The organism is Clostridium sp. TF11-13AC (genome assembly GCF_003481065.1).
Taxonomy (GTDB): Bacteria; Bacillota; Clostridia; order Lachnospirales; family Lachnospiraceae; genus Otoolea; species Otoolea fessa.
In genome coordinates this window covers 836,647-849,503 of sequence record NZ_QUKJ01000001.1, presented here as the reverse complement: position 1 = coordinate 849,503, position 12,857 = coordinate 836,647, and the positions used below count along the sequence as shown (strand labels likewise).

At 47.7% G+C, this 12,857-nt stretch carries 12 protein-coding genes and 1 pseudogene; 10 read left to right on the top strand and 3 right to left on the bottom strand.

What is annotated here, in order from left to right:
- The first annotated feature begins 151 nt into the window (after nt 1-151).
- The 3 genes from DXD12_RS03855 to DXD12_RS03845 all read left to right on the top strand — a co-directional run bounded on the left by DXD12_RS03855 (nt 152) and on the right by DXD12_RS03845 (nt 3,236).
- Nucleotides 152-424, top strand: coding sequence for an ACT domain-containing protein (locus DXD12_RS03855; protein ID WP_022360436.1), 273 nt, complete (start codon nt 152-154; stop codon nt 422-424).
- A 30-nt stretch (nt 425-454) separates the two neighbouring features.
- The gene (locus tag DXD12_RS03850) at nt 455-1,819 is read left to right on the top strand and encodes a PFL family protein (RefSeq protein WP_106999746.1); all 1,365 of its coding nucleotides are present in this window, start codon (nt 455-457) and stop codon (nt 1,817-1,819) included.
- A 115-nt stretch (nt 1,820-1,934) separates the two neighbouring features.
- A complete protein-coding gene (locus DXD12_RS03845) occupies nt 1,935-3,236 on the top strand; it encodes an SAM-dependent methyltransferase (protein ID WP_243105340.1) in 1,302 nt (433 codons plus the stop codon).
- Between the two features lie 44 nt (nt 3,237-3,280).
- Here DXD12_RS03845 and DXD12_RS03840 read toward each other — a convergent pair whose 3' ends face one another.
- Complete coding sequence (locus DXD12_RS03840) at nt 3,281-4,174, bottom strand: selenium metabolism-associated LysR family transcriptional regulator (RefSeq protein WP_118637455.1); 894 nt, start codon at nt 4,172-4,174, stop codon at nt 3,281-3,283.
- Between the two features lie 341 nt (nt 4,175-4,515).
- On the opposite strand from DXD12_RS03840, the gene yedE reads away from it, so the two are divergent.
- From yedE to DXD12_RS03825, 3 genes are read left to right on the top strand one after another with little or no spacing between them, the layout of a single operon-like run.
- Nucleotides 4,516-5,664 carry a YedE family putative selenium transporter gene (gene yedE / locus DXD12_RS03835; RefSeq protein WP_347561363.1) on the top strand — a complete coding sequence of 383 codons (1,149 nt, stop codon included), beginning with the start codon at nt 4,516-4,518 and terminating at the stop codon, nt 5,662-5,664.
- A 19-nt stretch (nt 5,665-5,683) separates the two neighbouring features.
- Nucleotides 5,684-5,905 carry a sulfurtransferase TusA family protein gene (locus tag DXD12_RS03830; protein WP_118637451.1) on the top strand — a complete coding sequence of 74 codons (222 nt, stop codon included), beginning with the start codon at nt 5,684-5,686 and terminating at the stop codon, nt 5,903-5,905.
- 32 nt (nt 5,906-5,937) lie between these two features.
- On the top strand, nt 5,938-6,174 hold the full coding sequence (locus DXD12_RS03825) for a DUF3343 domain-containing protein (RefSeq protein WP_118637449.1): 237 nt from the start codon (nt 5,938-5,940) through the stop codon (nt 6,172-6,174).
- Nucleotides 6,175-6,397: 223 nt separating this feature from the next.
- Here DXD12_RS03825 and udk read toward each other — a convergent pair.
- Both udk and DXD12_RS03815 read right to left on the bottom strand, forming a co-directional pair.
- A pseudogene (udk, locus tag DXD12_RS03820) lies at nt 6,398-7,033 on the bottom strand (uridine kinase).
- A gap of 218 nt (nt 7,034-7,251) precedes the next feature.
- The gene (locus DXD12_RS03815; RefSeq protein ID WP_118481754.1) at nt 7,252-8,670 is read right to left on the bottom strand and encodes a nucleotidyltransferase family protein; all 1,419 of its coding nucleotides are present in this window, start codon (nt 8,668-8,670) and stop codon (nt 7,252-7,254) included.
- Nucleotides 8,671-8,967: 297 nt separating this feature from the next.
- Here DXD12_RS03815 and pta point away from each other — a divergent pair, with 297 nt between their 5' ends.
- The 4 genes from pta to rpmF all read left to right on the top strand — a co-directional run bounded on the left by pta (nt 8,968) and on the right by rpmF (nt 12,187).
- The gene (pta, locus tag DXD12_RS03810) at nt 8,968-9,963 is read left to right on the top strand and encodes a phosphate acetyltransferase (RefSeq protein ID WP_117795259.1); all 996 of its coding nucleotides are present in this window, start codon (nt 8,968-8,970) and stop codon (nt 9,961-9,963) included.
- Nucleotides 9,964-10,194: 231 nt separating this feature from the next.
- Nucleotides 10,195-11,385, top strand: coding sequence for an acetate kinase (locus DXD12_RS03805; RefSeq protein WP_118637447.1), 1,191 nt, complete (start codon nt 10,195-10,197; stop codon nt 11,383-11,385).
- A 98-nt stretch (nt 11,386-11,483) separates the two neighbouring features.
- Nucleotides 11,484-12,002 carry a DUF177 domain-containing protein gene (locus tag DXD12_RS03800; RefSeq protein WP_022360443.1) on the top strand — a complete coding sequence of 173 codons (519 nt, stop codon included), beginning with the start codon at nt 11,484-11,486 and terminating at the stop codon, nt 12,000-12,002.
- 2 nt (nt 12,003-12,004) lie between these two features.
- Nucleotides 12,005-12,187, top strand: a complete 183-nt coding sequence (gene rpmF, locus DXD12_RS03795) for a 50S ribosomal protein L32 (protein ID WP_003499726.1) — start codon at nt 12,005-12,007, stop codon at nt 12,185-12,187.
- Nucleotides 12,188-12,857: the final 670 nt, after the last annotated feature.

The following is a 12,857-nucleotide window of genomic DNA, read 5'->3' as shown; positions in this document are numbered from 1 at the left end:
GGTTCCAAAAGTGCCTACCCGTGTACAGTAACGAAATGTCATTTTAGGTGTAAAAGTCAGCAGCCGGATGGCAGTTGAGTTTTTATAGAAATTAGTAAGTCATAAAAACATTTCCGCCATAGGACGGAGAGCACACAGGAGGATGAAAGCTATGAGTAAGATTATTATTACTATCGTTGGACAGGACCGCGTCGGTATCGTTGCAAAAACGTGTAATTATTTGGCTGACCACAACATGAACATTCTTGACATCACGCAGACGATCCTGCAGGAATATTTCAATATGATGATGATCGTGGATATTTCCGGTTCCAAGACATCCTTTGATGATATGGCGCATGAGCTGGACAAGCTGGGACAGGAGATCGGCGTAAAGATTCTCTGTCAGAGAGAAGAGATTTTTACCAGTATGCACAGAATCTAAGCAAATATTTTCAGAAAGGACGTAAAACCAATGATTAACATGCAGGAAGTTCTGGAAACTAATAACATGATCGCGCATGAAAAACTGGATGTGCGGACGATCACGATGGGTATCAGCCTCTTAGACTGTGTGGACAGTGATCTGGCGAAGATGAATGAGAAGATCTACAATAAGATTACAACTTATGCGAAAGATCTTGTATCGACCGGCGATGCCATCGGACGTGAATTTGGGGTTCCGATCGTCAATAAACGTATCTCGGTTACTCCGATCGCGCTGGTAGGTGGAAGTGCCTGCAAGAAGAGCGAGGATTTTGTAGAGATTGCGAAAACACTTGATAAGGCAGCGAAAGAAGTGGGCGTCAACTTTATCGGAGGCTATTCCGCATTGGTTTCCAAGGGAATGACACCGGCGGAAGAGCTTCTGATCCGCTCGATCCCGCAGGCACTTGCCTGCACCGACCGTGTGTGCAGCTCCATCAATGTCGGTTCTACCAAGACAGGTCTTAACATGGATGCGGTCCGTCTGATGGGCGAGATGGTTGTGGCAACCGCAGAGGCAACGAAGGACAATGATTCCCTCGGCTGTGCGAAGCTGGTTGTATTCTGCAACGCGCCGGATGATAACCCGTTCATGGCAGGTGCATTCCATGGCGTGACTGAGGCGGATGCGATCATCAACGTCGGCGTCAGCGGTCCGGGAGTTGTAAAGACGGCTCTGGAAAAGGTACGTGGCGAGAACTTTGAGGTGCTGTGTGAGACGATCAAGAAGACGGCGTTCAAGATCACCCGTGTTGGACAGCTGGTAGCACAGGAGGCATCCAAACGTCTGGGCGTTCCGTTTGGCATCATTGATCTGTCGCTGGCACCGACTCCGGCAGTCGGAGACAGTGTGGCGGAGATTCTGGAAGAGATCGGCTTAGAGCGCAGTGGTGCACCGGGTACAACAGCAGCGCTGGCAATGTTAAATGATCAGGTTAAGAAGGGCGGCATCATGGCGTCCTCCTATGTTGGCGGACTCAGCGGTGCGTTTATTCCGGTCAGCGAGGATCAGGGCATGATCGATGCAGTTTCTGAGGGTGCGCTTACGATTGAGAAGCTGGAAGCAATGACCTGTGTCTGCTCTGTAGGTCTTGATATGATTGCGATCCCAGGCGATACGAAAGCGACCACGATCGCCGGTATCATCGCGGACGAGGCGGCAATCGGCATGATCAACCAGAAGACAACGGCAGTCCGCCTGATTCCGGTCATCGGAAAAACAGTGGGCGATACGGCAGAGTTCGGCGGTCTGCTTGGCTATGCGCCGATCATTCCGGTCAACCGTTTCTCCTGCGACAACTTTGTCAAACGTACCGGACGTATCCCGGCACCAGTACACAGCTTTAAGAACTAATAGGAGTTTCATATGGATAAATCACAGGAACTGAGAGAGGTGCTTCTGCGGTATCTCGATACCGATCTGGAGCGAATCATTTTCAGCAACCCGAGAATCCTATCTGAAATTAACTGTGCGTCCTCTGCTTCTGCGGGGGGCGCTTGCTTTTCAGACGGAAGAATTTACGGAAAAACAGGCATTTCAGAAAAATAAGAACGCAGAAAAGACCGCCGAGTACCTGCTCGGAGAACTGGAAAACCGTTACCGCAATGCGGAGATCGCGTCGCTTCACGGGATTGTCAATATTCTGATCAGTAAGAAGGGGACAGTGACGATCAAAGAGAAGAAGGTAGGGGTTAAAAGGGCAGAGAATCGGACGGTATCGGTGGCAGCAGGTGATGTGCAGAAAGCTGGAAAGCAGATGTCGGCGAAGAGTCATGCAGATGTGAAAGAAAATTCGCTCGAAAAATCGGGTCAGAGTCAGTCAAGTCACGAAAACGGAAAGATGCAGAGAAGTGCTAAAATACAGGGAAATGGTAAACTGCAGAGCAATGCGAAACAGCAGAAAAATGCCGGAACAGGACTGTCGGCTGGCATGGATGCCGCAGCGTTTTCAGAACGTCTGGCTTCGTTATCCCATAACCGTACTAAAAAATACGTCCTTCAGGAAGGCGTCCCAGTCCCATTTCTAGTAGATCTCGGTGTCATGACGGCAGAAGGCAAAGTTGTAAAATCCCGCTACGACAAATTTCGCCAGATCAACCGTTTCCTGGAATTTATTGAGGATGTACTTCCGAATCTCGATCCGAACCGGACGAATACGATCATTGATTTCGGATGCGGGAAATCATATCTGACGTTTGCGATGTATTACTATCTGCATGTGCTGAAAAAATATTCGATCCGTGTCATCGGTCTGGATTTGAAAAAAGATGTCATTGCGCTCTGCAACCGCCTGAGCAAGAAGTTTGGATTTGAGAACCTGACCTTCCTGCACGGCGACATCGCCGGATATGAGGGCGTCGATCAGGTCGATATGGTCGTGACGCTGCACGCCTGTGATACAGCGACCGATTATGCGCTGGCAAAAGCGGTCAAATGGGGCGCAAAAGTCATTCTTTCCGTTCCATGCTGTCAGCATGAGATTAACAAGCAGATTCAGAACGACCTTCTGTCGCCGGTTTTACAGTACGGCCTTCTGAAAGAACGTATGTCGGCGCTTCTGACCGACGGAATCCGTGGGCAGCTCCTCGAAATGTCCGGCTACCGGACGCAGATTCTCGAATTCATCGACATGGAACACACACCGAAAAATATCATGATCCGTGCGATCTGCCAGGGCAAGAAAGCAGACGGGGCGGCACTGGAAGCGATGATGAAGAAACTGCATGTGAAGCCGACGTTGTATGGGTTGTTGGTGGGGGAAGAGGCGTAGGAAATTTAGAAAGCACTTTTATGGGGGTTGATAATGCTGGACAGTTATAGCTGATAAAACCTCTTCGCAAATTCCAAAAACACCCCGCCTTCCTCTGCCATATACTTAACCGGCGAATACACCAGATAGAGTTTCCGGAGAAAGGCAGCTTCCCCAAGCGGAAAGAGAAGCAGTTTCCCCTGCCGTGCATCTGCCTGTACAGTTGCTTTTGAGAGAATGGAGATGCCCATTCCCAGCATGATACACTGCTTGAGGGCGGCGGCATCGTCCATCACGGCAATAACATTTAAATCATCGAGTGAAAGCCCTTTATTTTTCAGGAAATGAAGGGTTTCCTGCTTTGTGCCGGAATTATCTTCCCGGAGCAGAAACGGTTCTTTTAAGAGGGCATCCAGCGGTGATGGCATAGTCTGGTAAGCCTGATAATGCGGCGTGGCGGGGGCGGCGATCACAAGCTCATCGGAGGCAAAGGGGAGAAATTCGCAGGAGGTGTCCGAGGTAGTAGTTCCGACCAGACCGATGTCGCAGATGCCGTCATCCACCTTATGTACAACGTCCAGGCTGTCTGAGCAGGAGGCATAGACACGGATATCAGGATGAACTGCGTGATAAGCGCTTAAAAGTTCCGGCAGAAAATAAAGGGACGGAACGGAGGATGCGCCGATCCGAAGCTGCGGTTTCGTCTCGTTGGCGAGTTCCACGATTGCTTTCTGCTGCAGGGTCAGAATCTCCGTGGCATAGGAATATAATTTTGTCCCGGCAGGAGTCAGGGAGAGCGATTTGGTGGTGCGCTTTAAAAGCTGGGTGTGAAATTCCTCCTCCAGACTGCGGATGTGGGCGCTGACAGTCGGCTGTGAGATGTACAGCTTCTGGGCGGCAAGCGAAAAACTCTGATATTTGACGGTGTACACGAAAGCTTCTAATTGGCGGATGTCCATATATTTAAAATCCTTTCTATAGATAAAATCAATTTTTAATGATTCTATGATAAAATCCAAAATTAAAATGAATAGTAGACAGGTGAAGACAATCTCTAAAGAAGAGTGTAGCTTTATTTATTGAAAATATCAATAAGTTTATAGCAAATATCAATATAAACGATTTTACCATAAAAATACAGGATGTTATACTTGTCTGCGGAAAGTATGGATAGATCCATGAAATGTACGCGCTTGAAATTTTTCATGTTTGATTTTGTGAGATGATTTTTTTGCCAGATGCACTCAAATTTCTGATATGTATTGATGAAATGCGAGTGTGGTGCGTGAAATCACCCACAATGACGAGTGTGAGAAAAACTTTAAGAGTACATGAAATAAAAAAGGAGGCAGGTATGAAAGTATTTGACAAGACATGGAAGCTGGCAGTGGCAGGCGCGCTTGTGGGTGTGCTGGCAGCATTGCTGGCGTATTTTGGAAATCCGGCCAATATGGCGATCTGTATTGCGTGCTTCGTACGTGATACGGCGGGCGCGCTGAAACTTCACTCAGCAGCACCGGTTCAGTATTTCCGTCCGGAGATTGTAGGATTTGCAGTGGGAGCATTTGCAATCTCACTGGTGACGAACGAGTATAAGGCGACAGCAGGTTCTTCACCGATGATCCGCTTTGTTCTGGGTGCGATCATGGTAATCGGCGCGCTGGTATTCTTAGGGTGTCCGCTGCGTATGGTTCTGCGTATGGCAGCCGGTGACCTGAATGCGTATGTAGCGCTGGTTGGATTTGCAGGCGGTATTGCAACCGGTTCGTTCTTCCTGAAAAAGGGATTTTCGCTGGGCAGAGCGTATGAGACGCAGAAATCAAGCGGATATGTGCTTCCGGTGCTCCTTCTGGCGCTTTTTATCATTGGAGCAGTAACAGGCGTATACGCAGCCAGCACGGAAGGACCGGGAAGCAAGCACGCACCGATTCTGATTTCCCTGGTTGCGGCTCTCCTGATTGGTGCACTGGCACAGAAGAGCCGTATGTGTTTTGCAGGCAGCATCCGTGATGTGATTCTGATGAAAAACTTTGATTTGCTCAGCATTATCGGCGCACTGTTTGCAGTCATGCTGATTTTTAACCTTGCAACTGGCAATTTCCATTTGAGCTTTTCCGGTCAGCCGATCGCGCACTCCCAGCATCTCTGGAATATTCTGGGTATGTATGCCGTTGGATTTGCAGCCGTTCTGGCTGGCGGATGCCCGCTGCGTCAGATCATTCTGGCAGGGCAGGGCTCCTCGGACAGTGCGGTAACCTTTCTGGGAATGCTGTTAGGTGCGGCACTTGCACACAATTTTAACCTGGTTGGTGCGGCAGCAAAAGCGGCAACCGAGACAGAGGCAGCCGTTTTGGGTGGTCCGGCGATGCCGGGCAAAATTGCCGTAATTGTATGTATTGCCCTGTTATTCGTGATTGCAGCGGCAAATATGAAACGTAGAAAGAAATAAAGAAAAGAGGAAACGGAAAATGTCAGATTTTGTTGAGGTAGATGTGCGGGGACTCTCCTGTCCGGAACCGGTTTTGATGGTGATGGATGCGATGGATGAACATCCGGGAAAACAGATCCGTGTGCTTGGCGATGAGGCACACACCCGGACGAATATTGAGCGCACGTTGAAGTATCATGGAAAAGAGGGGCACACCAAGGTGCTGGAAAACGGCTGTTTCACCATTACCTTTGAAGCGTGATGCTGCTCTGGAATATTAAATAGGTGGAAATGATGAGGCAGAAACGGGAATATCGGATTTTTACCTTTCGCACGACGGCTGCGGCGATGGAGATGGAGGCATTCTGCCGGGAACAGGGAATCAGAGGGCGCCTGGTGCCTGTCCCACGCGAACTCTCAGCAGGCTGTGGAATTGCCTGGCGGATGGAACCGGCGGAATATGAACGGTTTCAGGGAGTGATTGCGGAGAGCCAAATTGAGATCGAGCAGAGCTGTGTGGTTATGAATTAAATAAAATGTTATGTTAGAGCAGGCATCATAGAAAAAGTATATAGGAAAAAGCGGCGGTATCGGCAGTGGCGAGACATTCAAAAAAGAATGGAGCGCTGACTGTGTGATACTGCTGCTTTTTGGCGTGTAAATCGAGGTCAGAATGAGGTCATTGAGGTCAGAAATCAAATCATGACCTCGATGACCTCATTTGTGACCTCGATGATCCCAATATTTTGAAATATTATTCTTCCGCCTTCGCCTCCTCCAGCAGCCGTGCAATCTCCCCCCGCACCAGCGAGAATGCAACCTCATTCCGTCCGCTGTTTGTAACGACATCTGCATAGGCGCGGGTCGGTTCAACAAAGAGAGCATGCATCGGTTTGACGGTAGTCAGATACTGGTCGATGATGTTTTCGATATCGCGTCCGCGCTCTTTCGTGTCACGTAAGATTCAGCGGAGGATGCGCTCGTCGGCGTCGGCATCGACGAAAATGCGGATGTCGAGCAGATTGCGGAGTGCTTCGTCATAGAGAACGAGAATGCCCTCCAACAGGATAACCGGGCGCGGCTCGATGTGAATGGTCGCTTCGGCGCGGTTGTGGTTGGCGTAGTTGTAGGTTGGACAGTCGATTGCCTCCCAGTTTTTCAGTTTGTTGAGATGCTCAAGAAGCAGCTCCGTCTCAAATGCATCCGGGTGGTCGTAGTTCAGCTTTTTGCGCTGTTCAAATGGCATATCGTCGTGGGCGCGGTAGTAGTTGTCGTGGTAAAGCACGGTCACCTGATTACCAAATGCGTCTTTCAGACGGTTTGTAAAAGTGGATTTTCCTGAACCAGTTCCTCCGGCAATTCCGATGATAATAGGTGATTTTCTATTCACTGTGGTTTCCTCCATTTGTAAGTTTTATCTCAGTCGAGAAGAGTCCCACCTCTTTAGGTGGCGAGTAATAGCAAATTTGTCTCAGTGGGAGGTGGGTCTCCGACTGAGATAAACGCTCCGCGGGGATGCGCAGTGATTCTGTATGGAATATGTCAGCTTCGCTGACCAGAATCACGAGCCAAGTCTCACGGACGTTCGACTTGAAAACTGGTTCATTTTTATACAAAAACCAGTCCTTCTGTATATTCATTTTGAAATACGCCGCTGCGCTTCATCCGCACCGTCTGGTATAAATGCGAGGCGTACACCTCCTGCTCCAGCAGCGCGAGCGCCGACGGGGAGAGGTTCTGGGCGGCATCTGCCATTTTAGTGATGAGGGGGATGCTGCTTTTTTTATGCAGACAGGAGAGCAGAGGGCTGCTCTGCCTGCGAAAACCGAGAATCCGTGCATAGAGTGCATAGCCCTCGTCCTTCCACCGGGAAATATCTTCCTCGCGCATACCGAGTACCAGATGCAGAAGCGCACGGCTGACACGCGTGTAGGTAAGCTGGCGCGTCTTTAATGCCTGAATCCGTTCTTCAAAAGAGAGAGGAAAGTAAGGTGGTTTTGCAAGGCGGGCGGCAAGCTCCGGGGAGAGATCTGCGATGCGGGATATAGCCTGCGTATTGGTATCAACAGACAAAGTGCTGGAAGGCATAACGACGTTTGTGGCAGCAATGGAACCTTTCGCTGAAGATTTCTGCATCTGTAAAACAGCCATATTTAAAAGTTCTGAAAAGTCATCCGTAAAAACGGGAAGTGCACCTGCGTATGCGGGATGCGTCACGGCTGGCAGATGAGGTATTAAAATATTAAATAAAATCTCACTTTTTGAATCAGAACCCGGTTCCTGTTTTAGTGAAGCTGGACTATCTGCTGACAGATTTTCATAGCTCTTCCGAACTATCCCGCGAATTGCCGAAGCGGATGGAAACTTTGCTTCAGACAGTGCATCCTCATGATATCCGCTTCCCTCCCGCGAAATCGTATAAAATTCCATCGGGCTGTGCAGATCTTCCGCCGCCCGCAGATATTCAATCCCAAGGATATTATTAGGGGAGTTTAAAATGGAAGACCATATATGAGAGTTCGACACATCTGTATTTGCGTGAAAATCTTCTACATTTTCAACTCTTGTCCCGCCCGCCTGTGTTTCTCCCAGCGCCTTCGCCCGTGCCTGCGGATAAGTCAGTCCCGCCTTCAACCCTTTCCGCAGCCGTTCCTGAAATTCTGCCGATTCGTGGTTCAGCGCAGAAGCAGCCTGCTTAAGGAATTCAATCTGCCCGCATTCACTGCCGAACACAACGGCATCCACACCGATCGCCGACAGAAGCGCGACTCCATAGGCGGCAAATTCATGCGCCGAAGCGGTAGAAAAAGCGACCGGCATCTCAAGTACCAGGTCGGCACCGGCGAGAAGAGCGGCTTTTGTACGACGGTACTTATCAAAGATGGCGGGTTCGCCGCGCTGGACGAAGCTGCCGCTCATCAGGACGACGCAGTAGTCTGCGCCGGTCAGTTCCCTTGCCTGCTGCATATGATACAGATGTCCGGCATGGAACGGGTTATATTCGGTAATTAAACCAACGATTTTCATAAATTTCAATCCTGTTTTTTGCATTTTTGCGAGGAATTTTGTAGCAGCCTTTTATAATAAAAGTAAGAATAAAAGACTGTTGCTGTTACGGCAGAAAAATCTGTAAAAAATAGCAGCCATTTTCTGCTTCATTTACATTATATAGTGGAAGTGCGGGAGCGTAAAGGGAAAATTATAGTGCATCTTGTTAAAAATTTAATTAATCAAAAATTTGAAAATCGCTCTTGTATACAATAAACAACTGGTATATAATGTTAGCAGTAATAGACACACACTTATGAAAGGGGTTTTATAACCATGGCATTTATTGACAAGATTAAGGAAAGAGCAAAAGCAGACAAGAAAACCATCGTTCTTCCAGAGTCAATGGACAAGAGAACATACGAGGCAGCTGAGAAAATTCTGAAAGAGGGTATCGCAAATCTGATCATCATCGGTACTCCGGAAGAGATTGAGAAAAACGGCAAAGGCTTCGACATTTCCGGTGCCACCATCGTTGACCCGTACAATGATCCGAATAAGCAGAAATACATCGACAAGTTCGTTGAATTAAGAGGCAAAAAAGGTGTTACTCCGGAAGTCGCAAAAGAGCAGATGGAGAAAGACTATATGTACTATGCTTGCCTGATGTGCAAGTGCGGCGATGCTGACGGCGCTGTATCTGGTGCATGCCATTCTACCGGCAACACCATTCGTCCGGCTCTGCAGCTTCTGAAGACCAAACCGGGTATCAGCTCTGTATCTGGCTTCTTCCTGATGGAAGTTCCGGATTGCGAGTTCGGTGAGAACGGTCTGTTCGTATTCGCTGACTGTGCAGTAAACACTGACTTCGATTCCAACAAGCTGGCTGAGATCGCTGGTCTGTCCGCAGAGAGCTTCAAGATGCTGGTTGGCGCAGAGCCGAAGGTAGCTATGCTGTCCTATTCTTCTATGGGTTCCGCTAAACATGATGATGTTACCAAGGTAGCAGATGCAGTTAAGATTGCTCATGAGAAGTTCCCGGAACTGAAATTGGATGGCGAGCTTCAGCTTGATGCAGCACTGGTTCCGTCTGTAGGCGAGGCTAAGGCACCGGGCAGCACCGTAGCTGGACATGCTAACACCTTAGTATTCCCGTCCCTGGAAGCAGGCAACATTGGTTACAAACTGGTTCAGAGACTTGCAAAAGCTGGCGCTTATGGCCCGGTTCTTCAGGGTCTGTCCATGCCGGTAAACGATCTGTCCAGAGGATGCTTCGCAGACGATATCGTAGGCGTAGTAGCTATCACAGCTGTACAGGCTCAGCAGGCATAATTAATACCAATTGGAATCAAATGGATGGAGAACTGGCACCGCGTCAGAGAATCTTAAATCCGTTTAATTAAGAATTAAAAGTGATAATTACAGTTCAGCCCGGTATTCATACATAATCCTGCAGTTCACAACAGGGCAGTGCAGACGTTTTTGCAGATGCTTCCGTGTGAACCGCATATAGAGAATACCTGCGGCTGAATTGTGATGTTATAAAGAAAGGAATCTATTACCATGAATATTTTAGTTATTAACTGCGGAAGTTCTTCCTTAAAGTATCAGTTAATCAACTCTGAGACAGAGGGCGTTCTGGCTAAGGGTCTTTGCGAGAGAATCGGCATCGACGGTATGCTGACTTACCAGCCGGAGGGCGGCGAAAAAGAGAAATCTGAGATCGCTATGCCGACCCATACAGAGGCTATCAACGCAGTTCTGGCAGCCCTGACTAACGAGAAGAGTGGTGTTATCAAGAGCCTGTCTGAGGTAGGCGCAGTTGGACATCGTGTCGTACACGGCGGTGAGAAATTCACTTCTTCCTGCGTAATCAACGACGAGTCCATGAAAGCAATCGAAGAGTGCAACGATCTGGCACCGCTTCACAACCCGGCAAACCTGATCGGTATCCGTGCCTGCCAGGAACTTATGCCAGGCGTACCGATGGTAGCTGTATTTGATACCGCTTTTCATCAGACCATGCCGGGGGTTGCTTACACCTACGGTATTCCATATGAATACTATGAGAAATACAAAGTTAGACGTTACGGCTTCCACGGTACTTCCCACAGCTACGTATCTAAGAGAACCGCTGAGATCGTTGGAAAACCATATGATCAGATGAAGATCATCGTTTGCCACCTGGGTAACGGTGCCAGCATCTCCGCTGTAAACTGCGGCAAATCCGTAGACACCAGCATGGGTCTGACCCCACTGGAAGGTCTGGTTATGGGTACACGTTCTGGTGACCTCGATCCGGCTATCATTGATTTCGTAGGTAAAAAAGAAGGTCTGTCCCTGGATGAGATGAACGAAGTCCTGAATAAGAAATCCGGTATGCTCGGTATTTCCGGCGTATCCAGCGACGGACGTGATCTGGAAGCAGCAGCAGAGTCTGGCAACAAGAGAGCACAGCTGGCTCTGGATGTGTTCGATTATCGTGTAATCAAATATATCGGTGCATACGCAGCAGCTATGAACGGTGTAGATGCAATCGCATTCACCGCTGGTATCGGCGAGAACAACATCAAGATGAGAAAAGATGTTTGCAGCAGCCTGACCTACTTAGGCGTTAAACTGGATGAGGAGAAGAACAACGTAAGAGGTGAGGAGAGAATTATCTCTGCTGACGACTCCAAGGTTCAGGTTCTCCTGGTTCCGACCAACGAAGAGCTGGCTATCGCTCGCGAGACTCTTGCACTGGTAAAATAATTAAATATGAATTAAAATTTGCAAAAATATGTAAAATTAATCATTGACAAACGCGCTCGACCTTTGTATAATATCAAAGTGCGTATTAGGAGATTAGTATGCTGATTCATTTATCGGAACTTTTTAACTGCGAGGGTAGAAAGAAAGTCTATACAGTCGAGACTGCGCTGGACTCTGTCGATTTTGACGGAGAGACGTTTCAGATTGAGAAGGCTGAGCCTTTTGAACTGGAACTGACGGCTAAGACACGGCATAAGTATACGATGAGTGGTCATGCGACGCTGACGGTGGGAGGTCACTGTGCGCGTTGTCTGGAGCCAGTATCTTTCGACTGCGAACTGGATTTTGGACGAGAGTTTGAGGTGCAGGACGGTCAGGAGGAGAGTTTAGATGATGAACCCTTTATGAAGGGGTACAATCTGGATGTAGACCAGTTGGTTTGCAACGAACTGCTACTGAGCTTGCCTATGAAAGTCCTGTGCAGAGAAGACTGCAAGGGGATTTGCAATAGATGTGGTACAAATCTTAATCTTCGGACTTGTACCTGTGACACTAGGTCGCTCGATCCAAGGATGTCGGTTATCCAGGAGATATTCAATGAATTTAAGGAGGTGTAACCATGTCTATCTGTCCTAAGAACAAATCTTCCAAAGCAAGAAGAGACAGCCGCAGAGCTAACTGGAAAATGAGTGCTCCGAACTTAGTAAAGTGCAGCAAGTGCGGTGCTCTGATGATGCCTCACAGAGTGTGCAAAGCTTGCGGAAGCTACAACAAGAAAGAAATCGTTAAAGTAGAAGACTAAGATACGAGTATTGAAAAATAAGGGGTTAAGCGATTTTTGCTTAACCCATTTTTCGCATTTTAGCCCATTTTTAGCCCATTTCAAGAGGGTGTTTAACAGGTGTTTTTGGGTAGATTTTAGCAACTATAACTTATGGCTTATAAAATGTGGTCAAAAACAGGAGAGATTATTAATTTGCAATAATCTCTCCATTTTTTATATTTCGTGAATATTATCAAATCTGTGATTTTTATTAGTAAAAATGTAAAAAATGGGGATAGAAGAGCATTAAGCTCAACTATCCCTATAAGAATGTTATTTAACAAAGTATTTTATGTACTGTTATTTGTTATTTAACTTTTACTAACGAAAGTCATATATGTGCCTCCTGTAAATGAAAGTATATTTCTAATTACAGGGGCCGCTCTCGCTACTTCTGAAAAAGATCAATAGCGAGAGCGGTCGCATATTTTGACATTTTTGTCAAGTATCAATTTAAAAATATGTTAGACTCCTATAGGGGATTTAACGCTAAAGCTTAACTTACTGACATTGGTTCATGGGTAGGCACTTTTGGAACCGAAAGTGCCGTAAGAAAACGTGGTGGCAGCAGGAATTTGCCGTATTTAAATGCGAAGCCACGGCAAATTCAGTTACTGGACACGTATGTGTGTACAGTAACTGAGATACT